The organism is Streptomyces sp. NPDC101234, from assembly GCF_044767525.1.
Classification (GTDB): domain Bacteria; phylum Actinomycetota; class Actinomycetes; order Streptomycetales; family Streptomycetaceae; genus Streptomyces; species Streptomyces sasae.
Map to the genome: position 1 here is coordinate 17481 of NZ_JBIWOA010000052.1, position 20950 is coordinate 38430.

Genomic DNA, 20950 nt, shown 5'->3' on the forward strand with positions numbered 1-20950 from the left:
ACAGTGCTGCCATGGAGATCACGACCGCTCATGGCAGCGCAGCCCTGCGCCCAGTTCACGACGGACCCGTCCGGTGAAGCCGCCACCATCGCAGCCGGCCCCCCGGCATCGGCGCCATGTCCTCCGCGCCGCCCTCGCCCTGACGGGCGCCGTCGCGCTCACCGGCACCGGCTGTTCCGCCGGCGACCCGCACCGGGACCACGGCTCCCCCGCCCCCGGCGCCTCGGCCGGCCCCGCCCCCTCCCCCGGCGCGCCGGGGATCGGCGACCCGCTCATGCCGCTGGACGGCAACGGCGGCTACACGGTCCGCCGTTACACACTCGACTTCGACTGGCAAGCGCCCCGTACGCCGTTCGCGGCCGGTACCACCATCAGCGCCACCGCCACCCAGGCGCTGTCCCGCTTCGACCTGGACTTCGCGGGCAACACCCTGCACAAGGTCACCGTCGACGGCGCGCCGGCCACCGCCGTACGCGACGGCGACGAACTCGTCGTCACGCCCGCGAAGCCGATCCCGCGCGGCGGCACGTTCACCGTCCACGTCGCCTACACGGCCGACCCCACCCAGCGGCGGCAGCGCGCCGACGCGATCCGGGAGTACGGCTGGGTGCCCACCCCCGACGGCACGGTGGTCTGTGCCCAGCCCGACGGCGCCAAGATGATCTTCCCGGCGGACGACCATCCCAGCCTGCGGGCGCCCTTCACTTTCCACATCACGACCCCGCCGGGCCTGAGCGCGGTGGCCAACGGCCGGCTCGTCGAACGCGTCCGGCAGCCCGGCGGCCGGGTGCAGTGGACGTACGACTCCGAGGAGCCCATCGCGGCCCAGCTGGTCCAGCTGGCGGTCGGGAAGCTCACGTTCGTCGCCGGCCGGGGGCCGGGCGGGCGGGCCGTGCGGGACGTGGTGCCGGACGACCTGGTCGCGGACACCGAGGCCGAACGCTCCCTCACCCCGGAGCACCTCGCCTGGCTGGAGCAGCGGCTCGGACCGTACCCGTTCCGCAGTTACGGCGTGCTGGTCGGCGACACCGAGCTGCCGGTGGCGCTGGAGACGCAGTCGCTGTCCCTCGTGCCGAAGAACGACCTGCTGGGCGACCGCGTCGACGCCGAGCGCAATCTCGTCCACGAGCTGACCCACCACTGGACGGGTGACAGTGTCGCCGTCCGGCGGTGGTCCGACCTGTGGCTGAGTGAGGGTCACGCCCGTTTCTACGAACGGCTGTACTCCGAGGAGCACGGCGGCGTCAGCATGGAGGACGCCATGCGGGCGGCCTACGAGCAGCACGACCAGTGGCGCCACGACGACGGCGCGCCCGCCGAGCCCACCGAGCCGACGCTGTTCAAGGTGATGCGGTACGACGGCTCGGCGCTGGTGCTGTACGCCTTGCGGGAGAAGGTCGGTGACGAGACGTTCGGCCGGATCGAGCGGGCCTGGGTGACCGACAACCGGGGCCGTGCGGCCGGCACCCGGGACTTCGTCGCACTCGCCTCCAGGGTCGCCGGCAAGGATCTGACGCCGTTTCTGACCCCTTGGCTGTACGGGCCCCACACCCCGCCGATGCCGGGCCACCCCGACTGGCACGTGGACCCGGTCGAGGACTGAGCCGGCCCGGCGCGCGGCCGTCCCCTCGGACGCCGAGCCGCTGCCGCCGACCGGGTGGCCTGTGCCGGATCGCTGGGCCACCCGGTCGACGCTCGGCGCGCCGGGTCGCGTCCGGCACGGAAACGTACGAGGGGTGACGTGAAGGGCAACACCCTTGCCCCGGTTGCGACGAGTGTGGTTGGAGACCCTCAGCAAGCGGTTGGAGACCCTCTGGTATGAGAAGAACTGTCACTCCACGAGTGCCCGACAAGGTCCGCATCTGCCGCCGGACGGCTTGCCTGATCGCGACGGCCGCGCTGCTGCCACCGCTGCTGATGCTCCCGGCGTGCACTTCCGGCGACGCCGAGGACCAGCACCTGCAGAACGCCTTCACGGACGCCGCGCGCGAGTTCCATGTGCCACGCAGCGTGCTGATGAGTGTGTCCTACATGCAGTCGCGTTGGGACGCCCATCCGGGCACCCCCAGCGTGGCGGGCGGTTACGGGCCGATGCACCTGGTGGACGCCGCGCGCATGCAGGCCCCGTCGCCGGCGCCGGGCCCGGCGACACCGAACAGCGGTACGGCCGTGCCGGGCGAGGCGGGAGCGGGCGCACCCGGCGCCCACACCGTGCAGCCGGCGGACCTGGAACGCGCCGCGCGGCTGATCCGGATCCCGGCCGGACAGCTGCGGACGGACGCCGTCGCCAACGTACGCGGCGGCGCGGCGATCCTGGCCGCCACACAGCGCCGGCTCGGCAAGCCGCTCAGCGCCGACCCCGCGGACTGGTGGCAGGCGGTGGAACGTTTCCCCGGTACACCTGACATCACGTCGGCGGCGACGTACGCCAACGATGTCTTCGGCCTCATCCGCCGCGGAGCGCACCGGACCACCGCCGAAGGACAGGACGTCACCCTCCCGGCCGCCCCCGGTGTCAGGCCGCACCCCGGCCCGCAGGCCACCCCCCGGCCGAAGGACGTCGAGTGTCCTCCGGAGCTGGCCTGCGACTGGCTGGCCGCGCCGTACGTGCAGATCGACGACGACGGCGACTACGGCAACCACGACCTCGCCGACCGGCCCAGGGACCAGCGGATCGAGTACATCGTCATCCACGACACCGAGGCGAAGCTGCCGAACATGTTCCAGACCGTGCAGGATCCGACGGAGGCTTCGTGGCACTACTCGGTCCGCTCCAGCGACGGCCACGTCACCCAGCACGTCAGGACGAAGGACGAGGCCTGGCACTCGGGCAGCAAGTTCGTGAACGCCCGCTCGATCGGTATCGAACACGAGGGATTCCTCGCCCACCCCGGAACCTGGTACACGGAGCAGATGTACCGCTCCTCCGCGCGCCTGGTGCGTTACCTCGCCAAGAAGTACGGCGTCCCGCTCGACCGGCAGCACATCTTCGGCCATGACAACGTGCCGTCCCCGACCGCCGACAGCATCCCCGAGATGCACGAGGACCCCGGCCCCTACTGGGACTGGCGGCACTACTTCGACCTGCTCGGCGCACCGCTGAAGGCCACGGCGGGACCGGACAGCCCCATGGTGATGATCCTTCCGGACTACGCCACCCACAAGCCGCGGTACACGGGGTGCGACGGCCACGGCAAGCCGTGCGCGCCGCACGGGTCCAGCGCGGTCCGCCTCTACACCGAACCGGACGAGCACTCCCCGCTGATCCAGGACCCGGGCCGCAGACCGGACGGCGACGAATCCACGGAGGACGTCAGCGATCTGGGATCACGCGTCTCCACCGGCCAGACGTTCGCCGTCGCCGAGCGGCGCGGCGAGTGGACGGCGATCTGGTACCAGGGCGAGAAGGCCTGGTTCAAGAATCCCGCGGACCATCCGACGGCCGTCGGCGCGAGCGGCCGCATGGTGACGCCGAAGGAGGGCCTGGACGAGGTCCCGGTGTTCGGGCGGGCCCTCCCCGAGGAGGAGGCGTACCCGGAGGGAGTGGAGGAGGAGGACGAGGCGCCGCTCCCGTACAGCATGCGGGCGGGCCAACGGTATGTGACACAGGCCGGCGTCGGCAGTTCCTACGTCGACAGGTCGTTCTTCTCCGACGCACCGCAACCGGTGGTGGTGGGCCACGAGAAGTACTACGAGATCCAGCTCGGCCACCGGCTCGCCTACGTCCGGGCGAACGACGTGGACCTGGTGGACGCCCGCACCACCACGGGAGGCGCGCCCAGGCCATAGGCCGGCCGGGCAGCGCATATCGGCCCGTCGACTCAATCGCATGACGTTCAGCTCGTGTTGGGCAACACGCCCTGGCCGGAAGGCAGCGGATTTCGGCGGCCACCACAGAAAACCGTTTGATTTCGAGCACGCTCCGACGCGAACCTGTCACGGCTTGTCGCCACTTCCCCCGACACGAGCCGCTGGGACGCCATGCACATTCAAGATCTTCCGTATTCCGACCCTGGCGTGCCGGACGCGCGTTCGGGTCCCCGATTCCTGTGGTGGCTCGGGCGGAACCAGCTGGGCGGCCAGCTCAAGGCCCTGGCCTGGGGCCTGCTGCACTTCGTGTCCGTCTCCGCTCTCCCGTTCTGTGTGGGCCTCGCCGTACAGGCCGTCGTCGACCGCTCCGGCACCCGGCTGGCGCTGACGGGCGGTCTGCTGGTGCTGTGCGGCACGGCGATCGCCGTCGGCGACACCTTCCTGCACCGGGCCGCCGTCACCAACTGGATCACCGCGGCCGCCCGCGTCCAGCAGCTGCTCGCCCGCCAGGCCACCCGGCTGGGCTCCGCGCTGACCCGGCGGGTGGCGGCCGGCGAGGTGGTCGCCGTCTCCACCGGCGACGTCGAGAAGATCGGCTGGTTCGTCGAGGCGGTCTCCCGCTTCACCGCCGCCGCGGTGACGGTCGTCCTGGTCGGGGTCGGGCTGCTCTTCTACCAGCCGGCCCTCGGCTGGGTGGTCGCCGCCGGCCTGCCCCTGGTGGCGCTGGCCGTGCTGCCGCTGCTGCCCCGGGCGACCCGGCGCGCCGACTTCCAGCGCACGAAGGCCGGCCGGGCCACCGAGCTGGCCTCGGACACCGTCGCCGGGCTGCGGGTGCTGCGCGGCATCGGCGGCGAGGACCTCTTCCTCGACCGCTACCGCCGCGCCTCCCAGGAGGTGCGCCACGCCGCCGTGCGCAGCGCCCGGATGTGGTCGCTGATCTCCGCCATCCAGGTGCTGGTGCCCGGGCTGCTGCTGATCGTCGTTGTCTGGCACGGCGTCCAGCTCGCCCGGCAGGGCCGCGTCACCGTCGGTGAACTGGTCACCGTCTACAGCGCGGTCATGATCCTCAACTACCCCTTGCAGCACTTCACCGAGATCGCCATGGCGTACTCCTTCTCCCGTCCCTCGGCGAAGCGGGCCGCGCGGGTGCTCTCCCTGGAGCGGGCCACCGACACCGGCGGCTCGCGCGCGGACACGGTTCCGGCCGGCGACCTGTACGACCCGGCCACCGGTCTGCTGGCGCCCACGGGACGGCTGACGGCCGTGGTCTGCGGCGACCCCGACGCGGCCGGAGACCTCGCCGAGCGCCTCGGTGGCCACCCGGCCGAGGCCGGCACCTCCGTACTGCTCGGCGGGGTACCGCTCGACGAACTGCCCCTGGCCGCCGCCCGCACCGCGGTGCTTGTCCAGGACAAGGACCCGGTGCTGCTGTCCGGTTCGCTGCGCGAACTGCTCGACGTGCCGGCCTCCGGAGCCGTGCGGGCCGAGGACGCGCTGGCCGCCGCCCAGTGCACGGACGTCCTGGACGCCCTGGTCCAGGGCTCGTTGGACGTCACCGACCCGATGGACGCCCGGATCACCGAGCGGGGCCGCTCCCTGTCGGGCGGACAGCGCCAACGGCTCGCCCTGGCCCGCTCGCTGATCACCGACCCCGGGGTGCTCGTCCTGGACGAGCCCACCTCCGCCGTCGACTCCCACACCGAGGCGCGGATCGCGGAGGGCATCCGGGAGGTGCGGTCCGGCCGTACCACCGTGGTGTTCACCTCCTCGCCGCTGCTGCTCGACCGGGCCGACCGGGTCGTGCTCGTCCACGAGGGCGAGGTCGTGGCGGTCGGCGTGCACCGCGAACTGGTGCGCACCGAGCCCCGGTACCGGGCCGTGGTGACGCGGGAGACCGAGGGGGATGCGGCGCTGCCGGGTTCCCTGGACGAGGAAGTCGCGCTGCGGAGCGGCGCGCTGGAAGAGATCGAGGAGAGCGCATGATCGGCGTCGCGCCACCGGCCTACGACCCGGCGGCCCCGACGACGGCCACCACCCTGCCCGTCGGCGCCACCGCGACCGTGCGGGCCTACGTGGCCGAACTGTTCCGCCGGCACCGCCGGGCCTTCTTCCTGTTGATCGCGGTCAACGCGGTGGCCGTGGTCGCCTCGATGGCCGGCCCGTATCTGCTCGGCGGGCTCGTCGAGCGGGTCTCCGACGGTGCCCGCGAACTCCGTCTGGGGCCGACCATCGGCCTGTTCGTGCTCGCGCTCGCCGTCCAGGCCGTCTTCGTGCGCGAGGTGCGGCTGCGGGGTGCCGTGCTCGGCGAGCGGATGCTGGCCGACCTGCGCGAGGACTTCCTCGTCCGGTCGGTCGGGCTGCCGCCGGGCGTCCTGGAGCGGGCGGGCACGGGCGACCTGCTGTCCCGGATCACCACCGACATCGACCGGCTCGGCAACGCCATGCGCGAGGCCGTACCGCAGCTGTCCATCGGCATCGTGTGGGTCGTGCTGCTGCTCGGCGGGCTCGCCGTCACGGCTCCGCCGCTCGCGGCCAGCGTGCTGCTCGCCCTGCCGATCCTGGTGGTCGTCTGCCGCTGGTACTTCAAACGGGCGCCCGCCGGCTACCGCTCCGAGGCAGCCGGATACGCGTCCGTGGCCGCCGCCCTCGCGGAGTCCGTGGACGCCGGGCGCACCATCGAGGCACACCGCCTCGGTGCCCGCCGCATGGCGCTGTCCGAGCGCCGGATCAAGGAGTGGACTGCCTGGGAGCGCTACACCCTGTGGCTGCGCTCGGTGCTCTTCCCGGCCCTGAACGCCACCCACACCATGGTGCTCGGCTCGGTCCTGCTGATCGGCGGGGTCTTCGTCCTGCACGGCCGGCTCGACGTCGGTCAGCTGACCACGGGCGCGCTCATCGCCCAGATGCTCGTCGAGCCGATCAACCTGATCCTGCGCTGGTACGACGAGGTCCAGGTCGCCCAGGTGTCGCTGGCCCGGCTGGTCGGCGTGCGCGACATCGAGCCGGACGCCGGGGACGCCGCGCTGGCCCCCGCCGGCCGGGAGGTGCACGCCGACGAGGTCCGCTTCGGCTACCTGCAGGGTGTCGACGTGCTGCGCCAGGTCTCCCTGGAGGTCGCGCCCGGCACCCGGCTGGCCCTGGTCGGTCCCTCGGGCGCGGGCAAGTCCACCCTGGGCCGGCTGCTCGCCGGGATCTACGCGCCCCGGGACGGCCGGATCACCCTGGGCGGCGCGGAACTGTCCCGGATGACCGCCGAACGGGTCCGCTCCCATGTCGCCCTCGTCAACCAGGAGCACCACGTCTTCGTGGGCTCCCTGCGGGACAACCTGCTGCTCGCCAGGACCGGCGCCGAGGACGCCGAGCTGTGGGCCGCCCTGGGCGCGGTCGACGCGGACGGCTGGGCGCGCGCCCTGGAGGAGGGCCTGGACACCGAGGTCGGCTCGGGCGGGCTGGCGCTGACCCCGGCGCAGGCCCAGCAGATCGCGCTGGCCAGGCTGGTGCTGGCCGACCCGCACACGCTGGTCCTGGACGAGGCGACCTCGCTCCTGGACCCGCGCGCGGCCCGCCATCTGGAGCGGTCCCTGGCCCGGGTCCTGGACGGCCGCACCGTGGTCGCCATCGCCCACCGGCTGCACACCGCCCATGACGCGGACGTCATCGCCGTGGTCGAGAACGGCCGGATCAGCGAGCTCGGCAGCCATCACGACCTGGTGGCCGCCGACGGCGCCTACGCGGCGCTGTGGCGGTCGTGGCACGGGTGACAGGCCGCGGCACGGGGTGCGCACCGCAGGTCGGGCCCCGTGCCGTTGCGCGGGTGCGAGCAGGGGTGGAAGGCTGGAGAGCGGCACCGGTTCGGGGACCGGCCGGGAACCGTACGGTTCGCGCCGCGCACCCGTGCCGAGCGTGCCGGCGGCCCGCCCCGCGGACCGCGTCCTCACTCCCTGGAGGTAGCCGTGACCACCGCCGACGGATGGGGGGATGACGTCTACCAGCCCGACGGATCCGAGATCCGCGAGGACACGGGGCTGCTCGACGTGGAGGACACGCTGGAGTCCGACGGCGTCAGCGATCCCCTGGACCGTGGCTGGTCCCCGCCCGAGCGGCCCTGGGCGGTGGAGCACACCGGGGTGACCGCGGCCGAGCGCCGCCGGGGCGAGACCCTGGACCAGCGGCTCGCCGAGGAGCTCCCCGAGCCGGCCGTCCCCGACGGCGACGGCATCGGCGACTGTCAGGGCAGCGACGGCGAACCCCTGGACAACGAGGTCGGCGATCTGCGCTCCGGCCGGCTCGTGGCCCCGAACGAGGGAGCGCACGAGGACGACGAGAACGGCCTCGTCGCCACCGACGTCGGTATCGACGGCGCCGGGGCCTCCGCCGAGGAGGCCGCGATGCACATCGTCGACGAGGACACCGCCTACGGCTGACGCCGGTCCACCCTGCCCGACCGCCCCGACCGCCCTGTTCGAGGAGCCGCCATGCAGCAGGACAAGCAACCCGACTACCACCCGGTGGTCTTCCGTGACCGCGCCGCCGGCTACGCCTTCCTGACCCGGTCCACCGCGACCAGCGACCAGACCATCGACTGGGACGACGGCCGGACATACCCGGTCGTCGATGTGGAGATCTCCTCGGAGAGTCACCCCTTCTACACCGGCAAGGCACGCACGGTGGACTCCGAGGGCCGTGTCGCCGCCTTCGAGCGCCGCTACGGGGGTGGCTCGGGGAAGGCCGGCTGACCCCCGGAGCACGTCGGGGCCGAGGCCCCCCGGCCGTCGTCGCGCAGCACGCCGGCGGCCGGCCCGCGTCCGGGTCAGATCACGTTGAGCGCGGCCGCACAGCCTATGCCGCCCAGCACCATGAACACCGGCATGAGCACCTTCAGCTCGACCCAGCTGCCCGCGCGGAACCGCATCACCTTCGGCGGGCCCAGCGGGTACCAGCGCCTGCGGCCGATCGGGATGGGCCACAGGATCGGGCAGCCGGAGACCGTCAGCGCGTCCCCGATGTCGTGCACCAGCGCCCCCAGCACCACCGGCAGCCCCAGCCACAGGTACTGCTGGCCGGGCTGGGTGAACAGCCAGTCCGAGCCGTTGCCCGGCTTGTCCAGGATCTCCGCCAGGATCCAGGCGCTGGTCGCCGCCAGCAGCCACACCAGTACATCGCTGCTGGAGCCGCGGGCCGCCCGCCACAGCAGCCCCTCGATCGCCAGCACCATGTGCGCGAAGAGGATCGCCAGCACCGCCCAGCGCCCGCCGAGGATCGCCGCGGCCGAGCAGCCACCGCCGATCAGCGCCGCCCACACCCAGGTGTGGGTCAGTGTGCGGTGCCCGCCGTTGCGGCGCGGGTCGCCGGGCTTGCGGGTCGCCTTGTAGACGGCGTAGGAGAGCTTGTCGACGATCTCGCAGACCCAGCGCGAGAGCGGTCCGAAGGCGCGCGAGATGGTGGCGGCCTTGTGGTCGAGGTCCGGAGCGAGTGCGGCGCCGGCGCAGATCAGCGCGCCGACCAGCAGCACCGGCCAGGGCATCGGGTGCCCGGCCGCGGCGGCCGCGGCTCCGACGCCGAGCCAGGCGGCGGCTCCCGACAGTGAGTGTGCTGGTCCCATCATGGCCCTTGTCCGCCCCATTCCTCGTGTGCCGCTGTCCAGTTGACCGGGTGCGTTGACGCTCCGTCGGCGCCACAGCGTAGCGGTCGTGATCTTCCTGCTCGAAGCCGATTCCCCCCTCGGCGGGTGGGCCAGGCAAGATGGGGGCGTGACCCTCATCGATCAGCTGCCGCCGACCGCCGACCCCGACGCCCTGTACGAAGCCTTCGAGGCCTGGGCGCAGGAGCGCGGTCTCACGCTCTACCCCCACCAGGAGGAGGCGCTGATCGAGGCGGTCTCCGGGGCGAACGTGATCGTGTCGACACCGACCGGCTCCGGCAAGAGCATGATCGCCGCGGGCGCTCACTTCGCCGCGCTGGCACGGGACGAGGTCACCTTCTACACCGCCCCGATCAAGGCGCTGGTCTCGGAGAAGTTCTTCGAGCTCTGCAAGATCTTCGGCACCGAGAACGTCGGCATGCTCACCGGCGACGCCTCCGTCAACTCCGACGCCCCCGTCATCTGCTGCACCGCCGAGGTACTCGCCTCCATCGCCCTGCGCGACGGCAGGCAGGCGGACGTCGGCCAGGTCGTCATGGACGAGTTCCACTTCTACGCGGAGGGCGACCGCGGCTGGGCCTGGCAGATCCCGCTCCTCGAACTCCCCCAGGCCCAGTTCATCCTGATGTCGGCCACCCTCGGCGACGTCTCCTTCTTCGAGAAGGACCTCACCCGCCGTACCGGCCGCCCCACGTCGGTGGTCCGCTCGGCGACCCGCCCGGTGCCGCTCTCCTACGAGTACCAGTACACGCCGATGACCGAGACGCTCACCGAGCTGCTGTCGAGCAGGCAGGCGCCGGTGTACATCGTGCACTTCACACAGGCGCAGGCGGTGGAGCGGGCGCAGGCCCTGATGAGCATCAACATGTGCTCGAAGGAGGAGAAGGAGCAGATCGCCGAGCTGATCGGCAACTTCCGCTTCACCACCAAGTTCGGCCAGAACCTCTCCCGGTACGTGCGGCACGGCATCGGCGTGCACCACGCCGGCATGCTCCCCAAGTACCGGCGCCTGGTGGAGAAGCTCGCCCAGGCCGGTCTGCTGAAGGTCATCTGCGGCACCGACACCCTGGGCGTGGGCGTCAACGTGCCCATCCGCACGGTGCTGTTCACCGCCCTCACCAAGTACGACGGCAACCGGGTGCGCACCCTGCGCGCCCGTGAGTTCCACCAGATCGCCGGCCGCGCCGGCCGCGCGGGCTTCGACACTGCCGGACTGGTCGTGGCCCAGGCTCCCGAGCACGTCATCGAGAACGAGAAGGCGCTCGCGAAGGCGGGCGACGACCCGAAGAAGCGGCGCAAGGTGGTGCGCAAGAAGGCGCCGGAGGGCTTCGTCGGCTGGACGGAGACCACGTTCGAGAAGCTGATCGCGTCCGAGCCGGAGCCGCTGACCTCGCGTTTCCGGGTGACGCACACCATGCTGCTGTCGGTGATCGCCCGCCCCGGCAACGCCTTCGAGGCGATGCGCCATCTGCTGGAGGACAACCACGAGCCGCGCAAGCAGCAGCTGCGGCACATCCGCCGCGCGATCGCCATCTACCGTTCGCTGGTGGACGGCGGGATCGTCGAGAAGCTGGACACACCGGACCCCACCGGCCGTATCGTCCGCCTCACGGTCGACCTCCAGCAGGACTTCGCGCTCAACCAGCCGCTGTCCACGTTCGCCCTGGCCGCGTTCGAGCTCCTCGACCCCGAGTCGCCGTCGTACGCGCTCGACATGGTGTCCGTCGTCGAGTCCACCCTCGACGACCCGCGGCAGATCCTGGTCGCCCAGCTGAACAAGGCGAAGGGCGAGGCCGTGGCCGCGATGAAGGCGGACGGCGTCGAGTACGAGGAGCGTATGGAGCGTCTCCAGGACGTCTCCTACCCGAAGCCCCTGGAGGAGCTGCTCTTCCACGCGTACAACACGTACCGCAAGAGCCACCCGTGGGTCGGCGACCATCCGCTGTCGCCGAAGTCGGTGATCCGGGACATGTACGAGCGGGCGATGTCCTTCACGGAGCTGGTGTCCTTCTACGAGCTGGCCCGTACCGAGGGCATCGTGCTGCGCTACCTCGCCAGCGCCTACAAGGCCCTCGACCACAACATCCCGGACGACCTCAAGTCCGAGGACCTGCAGGACCTGATCGAATGGCTGGGCGAGACGGTCCGCCAGGTCGACTCCAGCCTGCTGGACGAGTGGGAGCAGCTCGCCAATCCGGAGGAGATGACCGCGGAGCAGGCCCAGGAGAAGGCCGACGAGGTCAAGCCGGTCACGGCCAACGCGCGCGCCTTCCGGGTCCTGGTCCGCAACGCGATGTTCCGGCGCGTGGAGCTGGCCGCCCTCGACCAGGTCGACGAGCTGGGCGAGATGGACGCGGAGTCCGGCTGGGACGCCGACGCCTGGGGCGAGGCCATGGACAAGTACTGGGACGAGTACGAGGACCTGGGCACCGGGCCCGACGCGCGCGGCCCCAAGCTGCTGGTGATCCAGGAGGAGCCGCAGAACGCGCTGTGGCGGGTCCGCCAGATCTTCGAGGACCCGAACGGCGACCACGACTGGGGCATCAGCGCGGAGATCGACCTGACGGCCTCGGACGCCGAGGGCCGCGCGGTCGTCCGCGTCACCGACGTCGGCCAGCTCTGACCCTGGCGAACCCGACCCGACCGGCTCCCACCACAGGAGAACCCCACCCATGACCAACCCGGCCGAGAGACTGGTCGACCTGCTCGACCTGGAGCAGATCGAGGTCAACATCTTCCGCGGCCGCAGCCCCCAGGAGTCCCTCCAGCGGGTCTTCGGCGGCCAGGTGGCGGGCCAGGCGCTGGTCGCCGCCAGCCGCACCACGGAGGGCGACCGTCCGGTGCACTCGCTGCACGCGTACTTCCTGCGCCCGGGCCGGCCGGGCGTGCCGATCGTGTACCAGGTCGAACGGGTCCGGGACGGGCGCTCGTTCACGACGCGCCGGGTCACGGCCGTGCAGCAGGGCCGCACGATCTTCAATCTGACCGCCTCCTTCCACAAGCCTGAGGTGGGAGCTTTCGAGCACCAGCTGCCGCCGGCCCGCGAGGTGCCGCACCCGGAGTCGCTGCCGACGCTCGCCGAGGAGCTCCGCAAGCATCTGGGCGAGCTGCCCGAGCAGTTGGAGCGGATGGCGCGCCGCCAGCCCTTCGACATCCGCTATGTCGACCGGCTGCGCTGGCACCCGGAGGAGATAGCGGGCGCCGAGCCGCGCAGCGCGGTGTGGATGCGCGCGGTCGGCCCGCTGGGTGACGACCCGCTGGTGCACACCTGCGCGCTGACCTACGCCAGTGACATGACCCTCCTGGACGCGGTCCGCGTGCCCGTCGAACCGCTGTGGGGACAGCGGAACTTCGACATCGCCTCACTGGACCACGCCATGTGGTTCCACCGGCCGTTCCGCGCGGACGACTGGTTCCTGTACGAGCAGGAGTCCCCCGTCGCCACGGGCGGTCTGGGCCTGGCCCGCGGGCGGGTCTACGACCTGGAGGGGCGGCTGCTGGTGTCGGTCGTCCAGGAGGGGCTGTTCCGGGCGCTCTAGCCGACGCGGTCCGGGCCCGTCAGTGGGCAGAGCGGGGGCTTCTGCCCGTCAGTGGGTGGGGCGGGGGCTTCTGCGAAGCAGCCAGCCGCGCAGGCCTCGCGGGTGTTTCGGCCGGGCGGGAGTATGCGAGGACCTCGGCTCCGCGGACACGGTGAGCTGCGGCGGTGCGGCGGGGCGGGGCGCCGGCCGAAGCGTGCGGGCTTCCGCCACTTCCCGTGCCAGGTCGTTCCGGAACCAGTCGATCTCGTCCGGGTCGTCCGCCGTCATGAGTTCCTCGGCGAGCAGCGCGGCGGGCGAGCCCGGCGCGCCGTGGGCGGGCGGGACCGGCCGGAAGGCCCGCACATACGCGCGCTCGTGCGGGTCCGTGAGGAGGTCGTCGATCTCACCGGGGTCCAGGAAGCCGGCCACCACCCCGGCCCGCTGCCACGGCCCCTCGGTCTGCCTCAGCAGGAAACCGCAGTGCCGTCCCCGCCAGTTGCGGGCCCGCTGGTCCGCTCCCGCCCTCAGCCGGTCACGCAGCTCCTCGGGGGTCCGGCCGGTGAGCAGCCGCGCGTTCTTCTCGTCGGCCGCGAACTGCCGCAGCTCCTCCGCCAGATAGAGCCAGACCACGGCCCGGTACCGGTTCGGGTACCACTTCACCGGGGTCACCAGGCCGAGTTTCGCGAAGCGGGTGAACCTGCCCGGCGGGATCTCCATGAGGGCCGCGCCCTCGCTCGTACCCACGGCTTTCACGCTCTCGCGAAGGGTTTCGGTCCGGTCCTGGAGCCGCTCGATCTCGGTCCGTGGAACACGGCGGCCTCCGCCGCCCTCGTCGGGCACTGTACGGATCCGGCCGAGGTGCACCGCTAGGTCGAACTCGCCCCGCCTGAGATCCAGTTCACGGGCCGCGCGGCTGAACGCGTAGTTGAGCGGGCGGGGTTGGGCAATGGTAGTGGTGCCGGGCATGCTCGGTCTCCCCCGTGGAGCGGGTGGCTCGCGCCGGGTGCGCTCGCCGTGGAAAAACCGTAGCCGTTTCGGCGAATCCTGTGGCGAGCCTGTGGACAACCCCGCGCCGGGGGGAGAACCCGCGCGTCAGAGGTCAGCTATGGAGGACCGCTCCGGTTGCCGGGCGTCCACGCCGAGGTGTTCGCCGACGCGGTTGACGAGCAGGGTCATCTCGTAGGCGATCTGGCCGATGTCGGCCTCCGCCGCGCTGAGCACACACAGACAACTGCCGGTTCCGGCGGCTGTGACGAACAGGACCGCGTCGTCGTACTCGATCATCGTCTGGCGGACCCGGCCCGCGCCGAAGTGGCGTCCGGAGCCCTTGGCGAGGCTGTGCAGCCCGGAGGCGACGGCGGCCAGATGCTCCGCGTCCTCCCGGCGAAGGCCCGTGCTCGCCCCCGTGACCAGTCCGTCGTTCGACAGGACCAGCGCGTGCCGTACGTGCTCCACACGCTCGGTCAGGTCGTCGAGCAGCCAGCCGAGTCCCTGGTTCTGCGCCATGTCGTAGCGTCTCCCCGTGTGCCGTCCCCTCCCCCTGGCTGGAGGATCTCCCCGCCAGCCTTCCCCACCGCCGCCGTCCGGGCAAGGAGGATGGGGACATGGCACAGAAGATGACCGACGACGAATGGCGGGCGTTCGTCTCGTACGGCACCCGCACCGGCAAGCTGTCCACCGTCAACGCAGATGGCAGCCCTCATGTGGCCCCCGTCTGGTTCCTGCTGGACGGTGACGACCTGGTCTTCAACACCGGCAGGGATACGGTGAAAGGGCGCAATCTCGTCCGTGACGGGCGTGTCGCCCTCTGCGTGGACGACGACCGGCCCCCCTTCCACTTCGTGGTGCTGAACGGGCGCGCCCGGCTTTCGGAGGAGCCGGGCGAGCTACGTGATTCGGCCACGCGGATCGCGGCTCGCTACATGGGAGAGGAGCGGGCGGAGGAGTTCGGCGCCCGCAACGGCGTCCCGGGCGAGCTGCTGGTCCGGGTCACCGTGGAGAAGGTGGTGGCGCTCAAGGACCTGACGGGCTGAAGGTCAGCCCACCGAGTCGAGAAGCCGGGCGGTGTGCATCCGCCCGGCGTACTCGACTAGCCGGATCAGCACCTCCTTGCCGGAGTCCCGGTCGCGGGCGTCGCACAGCACCACGGGCGTGCCCTGGTCCAGGTCGAGGGCGCGGCAGACGTCGAGGGCGCCGTAAGTGCGGGCGTCGGTGAAGCAGTTGACGGCGACGACGAACGGGATGTGCCGGTGCTCGAAGTAGTCGACCGCCGGGAAGCAGTCCTCCAGGCGCCGGGTGTCGGCGAGGACGACGGCGCCGAGGGCGCCTTGTGACAGCTCGTCCCAGAGGAACCAGAAGCGGTCCTGGCCCGGGGTGCCGAAGAGGTACAGGGAGAGCCCGGAGCGGATGGTGATGCGCCCGAAGTCCATGGCGACGGTGGTGGTGACCTTCTGGTCCACGCCGTCCGTGTCGTCCACCAACTGCCCGGCCTCGCTGAGCATTTCCTCGGTGCGCAGCGGCCTGATCTCACTGACGGCGCCCACCAGGGTCGTCTTGCCGACGCCGAAGCCGCCGGCGACCAATATCTTGAGCGCCATCGCCGAGGTGTCGTCGGTGGCGGACTCGGAGTGCTCGGAGACCATGATCACTTCTCTCGGGAGGGCCGACCTCGGCCGACGTCCGGACGCTCGCGGTGCTCGGGACGCGAAGCCAGCATCATGACAACGGCCGTCGCGTCGCGGATGGTTGGACCGGAACACATCTGTTGTGGCCTGCTCGCGCCCGGTTGGTTCCGAATACTCATCTACAGTGCCCGCAATCCCGCGATGACCTCGCGCAGAATCCGTTCGTCGGGGAGCTGGGCCGGTGGCACCGGGCGGCTCACGGTGACGCAGCCCAGTTCCAGCAGGTCGCCCAGCAGCACCCGGATCACACCCACGGGCAGGTCGGCACCGGCGGCGAGTTCGGCGACGGACTGCGTCTCCACCCGGCACAGATCGATCAGCGCCCGGTGTTCGGGGCCGAGCGCGGTGTCGTCGTCGCCGACGGGCGCGTTCGGGTCCAGGGTGACCAGGGCGATCAGGTCGAACCGCACCCCGGTGGGGCCGGGTTTGGTACGGCCGCCGGTCATGGCGTAGGGACGGACCAGGGGCCCGGCCTCGCTGTCGTACCACTGGCTGCCCGGCTCGTGCGGGATGCCGGTCGTGTACTCGGTCATCGGTGGCGCTCTTCCGGTCATCCGGCCGCGGGGGGCCGCGCGGTGATGCGCGGCGCCGTGTAGAGGTGCTCGCCGACGCGCTTGACCAGTCGTGCCATCTCGTAGGCGACCAGACCGATGTCGGCGGTGACGGCGGTGAGCACGGCCAGGCAGGAGCCGTCGCCGGCGGCGGCCACGAAGAGGAAGGCGTCGTCCATCTCGACCATGGTCTGGCGCACCCCGCCCGCTCCGAAGTGCCGTCCGGCGCCCTTGGCGAGGCTGTTGAAGCCGGAGGCCACGGCGGCGAGGTGCTCGGCGTCCTCGCGTTTGAGACCGGTCGAGGCGCCGACGGCGAGACCGTCGTTGGACAGCACGACGGCGTGCCGTACTTCGGTGACACGCAGCACCAAGTCGTCCAGTAGCCAGTCGAGTTCGCCGGAGCGCCGGTCTGCCCTCGGGCTCGGGTCCTGGATCATGCGCGGTCTCCTTCGGTGCTGTCGGTGCCCTCGTCGGGTTCCGGGGCGGCTCCACGGCCGGGTTGTCTGCCGCCGCCGCGCGCCCAGCCGTCGCGGTAGGCCGCCATACGGTCGCGGACGAGTTCGGGGGTGCGTTCGTCCGGCCGGCGGACGGGGGCGGGCTCCTCGGCGCGTGGATCGCGCAGTTGGGGTGCGAGGCTCGCCTGCCGCACCCGGCGTGGGAGGTCGTCGTCCGGGGACTCGGAGGTGTGCGGTGGGCGGTGCGGCCTCAAGGTGGTGACTCCGGGAGGCGGCGGCTCGGGCGCCGGGTGCGGGGACGGACGGGCGGTGACGGCGAGGGCGGGCCGGTCGGCGGAGGCGGCCTCCGGGAGCGCGGCGCCGGGCACGCGCGCGTACTCGCGTTCCGGTATCCGTCCGGTGTCGGCCGCCGGGTGGCCGGAACGTTCCGCCGGGCCGCCGTGCAGCAGGGCCTTCGGCAGCAGGACCACGGCGGTGGTGCCGCCGTAGGGGGAGGTGCGCAGGTGCACCTTGATGCCGTGGCGGGCGGCGAGCCGGCTGACCACGAACAGGCCGAGCCGGTCGCTGTCGAACAGGTCGAGGGCCTCGGACTGCTCGATGCGCCGATTGGCCTCGATGAGAGTCTCCTGGCCCATGCCGAGGCCGCGGTCCTCGACCTCGACGGCGTAGCCGTTGCCGACGGGTTCCCCGGTGACGCGCACGCGTGTGTGCGGCGGCGAGAACTGGGCCGCGTTCTCCACGATCTCGGCGAGCAGATGGGTGAGGTCGGCCACGGCCGCGCCGATGACGGCCGCCTCGGGGAGCTGTCGTACCTCCACGCGCGCGTAGTCCTCGACTTCGGACACGGCTGCCCGTACGACGTTGGTCAGGGAGACGGGCATGCGCCAGGCCCGGCCGGGCGCCGCTCCGGAGAGGATGATCAGGCTCTCCGCGTGCCGGCGCATACGGGTGGTGAGGTGGTCCAGGCGGAAGAGGTCGCTCAGTTCGTTGGGGTCGTCGGAGCGGCGTTCCATGCTGTCGAGCAGGCTCAGCTGGCGGTGGACGAGGATCTGGCTGCGGCGGGCGAGGTTGACGAAGACCCCTGAGATGCCGCTGGCGAGTTCGGCGCGTTCCACGGCGGCGCGCAGGGCGGCGCGGTGCACGGTGGCGAGGGCCTCGGCGACCTGGCCGGTCTCGTCCTCCGCGGGCGGCCCCGGCGGTGCCTCCGCACGGACGTCGATCTCCTCACCGGCCCGCAGTCTGTGCATCGCTTCGGGGAGTTTGCGGCGGGCGATCTCCAGCGCGCTGTTGCGCAGGCTCACGAGTTCGACCACGAGGGCGCGCCCGATGCGCACGGAGATGACGAGCGAGGCGGCCACGGCGAGGAGTCCGAGGATGACGGCGGCGCCGGCCGGGGTGAGCAGACCGCGCGCGAACGGGTCGGCGCGGCCGGCGACCGCGCGTGCCGTGTCGGCCTGGATGGTCCGCATACCGTCCTGCACGCGCGCGTGCGCGGTGTTCCAGGTGGCCGCCTGGGCCGCGTCGAGCCCTCTGGCTCCGGGTGCCCTCGCGAGGATCTTGTCCTCGGCGGTGCCCAGCGCGCTGTAGTCGTCGCCGGCGGCGAGGTCGTGCCAGGCGGTGCGCTGTGGACCGGGCAGGTCGGCGACGGCAGCGTCGGTGAGGACACGGCGGGTTTCGACGGCGCCGGTGAACAGCCGCAGCCGCTCGCCATCGAGGCCGCCGTTGGGCCGGGCGCCGGCCAGGACCGCGTCCTCCTGGGCCAGCGCTTCGCCCGCGCGGGAGAATTCGAGCAGTACGCGCGCGTCGGAGCCCATGTCGTCGGCCTGGATGCCGGTGAGGGCGCCGTCCACGGCGAAGGCCGTGGCGATCGTCTGCGTGTACCGCCCGTAGGCCTCGTCCCAGCGGGCGCCGCGATTCTGGACCGCCGTCCGCAGCGTGCGCAGGTGCTCGACGCCGGTGGCGAAGGTCTCCAGGCGCTGGGCGACACCGGCGGGCAGTTCCTCGCTGTCCGCGACGGTGCTGCCCTTGCCGAGTCGCAGCGCGGCCACGGCCTGGTCGGTGCGGGTGCCGAGTGCCTTGAGGTCGTCGGCCTGTTCGGCAGACGGGTCGGTCGCGTAGCGGACGGCGACGGCGCGCTCGGCCTGGAGCGCGGCCACGGCGGTGGCGACCGGGGTGCGCAATGCGGCGTCCACGCGCTGGGACTGGCGCAGCCGGGAGACGTCCTGTGCCGTGGTGACGGTGGCGTACGCCCACAGGGCGAGCAGGGACATGACCGGCACCATGAGCAGGCAGACGACCTTGGCCCGGACGGTCCGGGGGCGGATCCGCCAGCCTCCCGCGTGTACGGGTGCGCTGTCCTCCGCGGTGTCGGCGAGATCGTCGGCGGGTTCGTCGGCGGGTGGTCCGGCGTGTGCACGGCGTCCGCGCCGCGGCTGCGGGGACGCTGTCTCCGGGCCTGTTGTGGGGGTCCTACGGGGTGTACGCATGGCCTCCTCGCTCGGGAGTGGATCGGGGCCCTGGGCCGGGCCGGGTCAGCGGGTGGCGGGCGTCACGGGCCGCTGGGCCGAGGCGGACTCCTCGCGCTCTCCGGCCGTGGGCGAGAGCGCGACGAAGGCCGAGGTGAGGAACAGGTAGGACCCGAGGCCGACGGCGAGGGGGAAGATGAACTGCATCGCCGTGGCCCCGGTCAGGGGGGTGCCGGAGGGCGTGACGTGCACGCTGACCGCGAACATCCCGGTGTAGTGCATGCTGCTGACGGCCGCCCCCATGACCAGGGAGGCGATGGTGACGGCGACGGGGGACCTGATGTTGAGGGCCGCCCACAGGGCCGCGGTCGCGGCGACCACGGCGATGAGCACGGAGAGCCCGACGAGCATCGGGTCGTAGCGCACGTCGCCGTGCAGCCGGACGGCCGCCATGCCGAGGTAGTGCATGCTGGCGACGCCGAGTCCGGTGGTGAGTCCGCCGAGCAGGAGCGCCCGGTTGCGGTCACGGCTGTAGCCGACGGCGAAGACGCCGGCGCTGACCACGACCACGGCGACGAGCAGGCTGAGGATGGTCAGCGGTACGTCGTAGCGGATGTCGGTACCGCTGACGCTGAAGCCGAGCATGGCCACGAAGTGCATGGTCCAGATGCCGGTGCCGAGCGCGGAGGCGGCGGTGAGGAGCCAGTTGCGGCGCGAGCGGCCCGTGCTGCCGAGCGCGCGGACGGTGCAGCGCAGCCCCAGTGCGGCGCCTATGCAGGCCATGACGTACGACAGCACGGGGGTCAGCCAGCCGAAGGTGGCGTGGTCCAGGTGTCCCATGGCCCAGGGACGCTAGGGGGCATGGGCGCACAAAGGGGGCGCATTTCGAAAGGTGCCGCAATATGACTCAGATATGCGCCGGAACGATCGAGTCCCGCTCGAACGTGCGCGCAAGGACGTCCTCCGTGACGGTGAGAGATCATGCGTTACATGAGCGACGACCACACACATGTCCAGGAGTTCTTCACCGAGCGGGCGGCCGACTGGGACAGGAGGTTTCCGGACGACGGTCCCGCGTACGCGTCCGCCGTGACCGAGTTGGGGCTGCGCGCGGGTGATCGGGTGCTCGACGCGGGCTGCGGCACGGGACGCGCCCTGCCGCCGCTGCGTGCGGCCGTGGGGCCCTCGGGTGTGGTGCTCGGGATGGATCTGACCCCGGCGATGCTGCAGGCCGCCGTACGGGCCGGCCGGGACCGTGCCGGGTGCCTGCTGCTCGCCGACGTCGCGGCGCTGCCGGTGCGGTCGGAGTCGCTCGACGCCGTGTTCGCCGCGGGCCTGATAGCCCACCTGCCCCGGCCCGCCGAGAATCTGCGGGAGTTGGCACGCGTGGTCCGCCCCGGCGGCACGCTCGCCCTGTTCCACCCGATCGGCCGGGCCGCCCTGGCGGCCCGCCAGGGACGGCAGATCACCCCGGGCGACCTGCGTGCGGAGGGCAACCTCGGCCCACTGCTGGCCGGTTCGGGCTGGCGCATGACGTCGTACGTGGACGAGGACACCCGCTTCCTGGCTCTGGCCGTCCGCGGGCGCTAGCCGGCGACCGTCGCGGCGAAGGCCCCGGGGCTGTCGCTCATTACGTGGTGTCCGGCGCAGGGCACCGTCACGAGCATCGCCCGCGCCACGAACCGCGCCGAACTCGTCCGGCTGCGCGCCGCCATCGCCTCGCTCGACACCGAGGCGCGCCGAGGCCGGCCGAGGCGTCCCGGCGGTGCCCTCTTCTGCTGCCGGGGCTTAAACCCTACGTTCGATGGAGGAAGCCGAATGTTCGG

18 protein-coding genes are annotated in these 20950 nt (G+C 72.2%); 10 read left to right on the top strand and 8 right to left on the bottom strand.

Translation table 11 applies throughout. From position 1 onward, the window contains the following. Window positions 1-73: 73 nt before the first annotated feature. The 6 genes from ACIRR9_RS50340 (at window position 74) to ACIRR9_RS50365 (ending at window position 8546) form a co-directional block, all read left to right on the top strand. A complete protein-coding gene (locus ACIRR9_RS50340; protein WP_403767054.1) occupies window positions 74-1603 on the top strand; it encodes a M1 family metallopeptidase in 1530 nt (509 codons plus the stop codon). Window positions 1604-1818: 215 nt separating this feature from the next. After that, window positions 1819-3789 (top strand): N-acetylmuramoyl-L-alanine amidase, encoded by a 1971-nt coding sequence (locus tag ACIRR9_RS50345; RefSeq protein WP_403767057.1) that lies wholly within the window; start codon window positions 1819-1821, stop codon window positions 3787-3789. Window positions 3790-3981: 192 nt separating this feature from the next. Further along, a complete protein-coding gene (locus tag ACIRR9_RS50350) occupies window positions 3982-5793 on the top strand; it encodes an ABC transporter transmembrane domain-containing protein (RefSeq protein ID WP_403767059.1) in 1812 nt (603 codons plus the stop codon). Next, window positions 5790-7571, top strand: coding sequence for an ABC transporter ATP-binding protein (locus ACIRR9_RS50355; protein WP_403767062.1), 1782 nt, complete (start codon window positions 5790-5792; stop codon window positions 7569-7571). The genes ACIRR9_RS50350 and ACIRR9_RS50355 overlap by 4 nt, the downstream gene beginning before the upstream one ends. Before the next feature lie 192 nt (window positions 7572-7763). Then, window positions 7764-8234 (top strand): DUF5709 domain-containing protein, encoded by a 471-nt coding sequence (locus tag ACIRR9_RS50360; RefSeq protein ID WP_403767065.1) that lies wholly within the window; start codon window positions 7764-7766, stop codon window positions 8232-8234. 51 nt (window positions 8235-8285) lie between these two features. Next, window positions 8286-8546 (top strand): type B 50S ribosomal protein L31, encoded by a 261-nt coding sequence (locus tag ACIRR9_RS50365; RefSeq protein WP_403767068.1) that lies wholly within the window; start codon window positions 8286-8288, stop codon window positions 8544-8546. Window positions 8547-8620: 74 nt separating this feature from the next. Here ACIRR9_RS50365 and ACIRR9_RS50370 read toward each other — a convergent pair whose 3' ends face one another. Further along, window positions 8621-9415 (bottom strand): metal-dependent hydrolase, encoded by a 795-nt coding sequence (locus ACIRR9_RS50370; protein ID WP_365337139.1) that lies wholly within the window; start codon window positions 9413-9415, stop codon window positions 8621-8623. Window positions 9416-9560: 145 nt separating this feature from the next. Here ACIRR9_RS50370 and ACIRR9_RS50375 point away from each other — a divergent pair, with 145 nt between their 5' ends. Beyond that, window positions 9561-12074 carry a DEAD/DEAH box helicase gene (locus tag ACIRR9_RS50375; RefSeq protein ID WP_403251381.1) on the top strand — a complete coding sequence of 838 codons (2514 nt, stop codon included), beginning with the start codon at window positions 9561-9563 and terminating at the stop codon, window positions 12072-12074. Window positions 12075-12123: 49 nt separating this feature from the next. Then, a complete protein-coding gene (locus ACIRR9_RS50380) occupies window positions 12124-12990 on the top strand; it encodes an acyl-CoA thioesterase II (RefSeq protein WP_365337143.1) in 867 nt (288 codons plus the stop codon). A gap of 48 nt (window positions 12991-13038) precedes the next feature. On the opposite strand, the gene ACIRR9_RS50385 is transcribed toward ACIRR9_RS50380, so the two are convergent. After that, window positions 13039-13935, bottom strand: coding sequence for a DUF6397 family protein (locus ACIRR9_RS50385; protein ID WP_403767073.1), 897 nt, complete (start codon window positions 13933-13935; stop codon window positions 13039-13041). 126 nt (window positions 13936-14061) lie between these two features. Further along, window positions 14062-14475 (bottom strand): roadblock/LC7 domain-containing protein, encoded by a 414-nt coding sequence (locus ACIRR9_RS50390; protein ID WP_365337147.1) that lies wholly within the window; start codon window positions 14473-14475, stop codon window positions 14062-14064. A gap of 98 nt (window positions 14476-14573) precedes the next feature. Between ACIRR9_RS50390 and ACIRR9_RS50395 the strand changes: the two genes are divergently transcribed. Then, window positions 14574-15002, top strand: coding sequence for a PPOX class F420-dependent oxidoreductase (locus ACIRR9_RS50395; protein ID WP_403767077.1), 429 nt, complete (start codon window positions 14574-14576; stop codon window positions 15000-15002). Window positions 15003-15005: 3 nt separating this feature from the next. Here ACIRR9_RS50395 and ACIRR9_RS50400 read toward each other — a convergent pair whose 3' ends face one another. From ACIRR9_RS50400 to ACIRR9_RS50420, 5 genes are all read right to left on the bottom strand, one after another. Further along, on the bottom strand, window positions 15006-15611 hold the full coding sequence (locus tag ACIRR9_RS50400; protein ID WP_403767080.1) for a GTP-binding protein: 606 nt from the start codon (window positions 15609-15611) through the stop codon (window positions 15006-15008). A gap of 161 nt (window positions 15612-15772) precedes the next feature. Then, on the bottom strand, window positions 15773-16186 hold the full coding sequence (locus ACIRR9_RS50405; RefSeq protein WP_403251386.1) for a DUF742 domain-containing protein: 414 nt from the start codon (window positions 16184-16186) through the stop codon (window positions 15773-15775). Between the two features lie 17 nt (window positions 16187-16203). Next, the gene (locus ACIRR9_RS50410; protein ID WP_403767083.1) at window positions 16204-16641 is read right to left on the bottom strand and encodes a roadblock/LC7 domain-containing protein; all 438 of its coding nucleotides are present in this window, start codon (window positions 16639-16641) and stop codon (window positions 16204-16206) included. Beyond that, window positions 16638-19145 carry a nitrate- and nitrite sensing domain-containing protein gene (locus ACIRR9_RS50415; protein ID WP_403767086.1) on the bottom strand — a complete coding sequence of 836 codons (2508 nt, stop codon included), beginning with the start codon at window positions 19143-19145 and terminating at the stop codon, window positions 16638-16640. The genes ACIRR9_RS50410 and ACIRR9_RS50415 overlap by 4 nt, the downstream gene beginning before the upstream one ends. A 45-nt stretch (window positions 19146-19190) precedes the next feature. Beyond that, complete coding sequence (locus ACIRR9_RS50420) at window positions 19191-19964, bottom strand: MHYT domain-containing protein (protein ID WP_123978909.1); 774 nt, start codon at window positions 19962-19964, stop codon at window positions 19191-19193. A gap of 141 nt (window positions 19965-20105) precedes the next feature. Between ACIRR9_RS50420 and ACIRR9_RS50425 the strand changes: the two genes are divergently transcribed. Then, the gene (locus ACIRR9_RS50425; RefSeq protein ID WP_403767089.1) at window positions 20106-20714 is read left to right on the top strand and encodes a class I SAM-dependent methyltransferase; all 609 of its coding nucleotides are present in this window, start codon (window positions 20106-20108) and stop codon (window positions 20712-20714) included. Window positions 20715-20950: the final 236 nt, after the last annotated feature.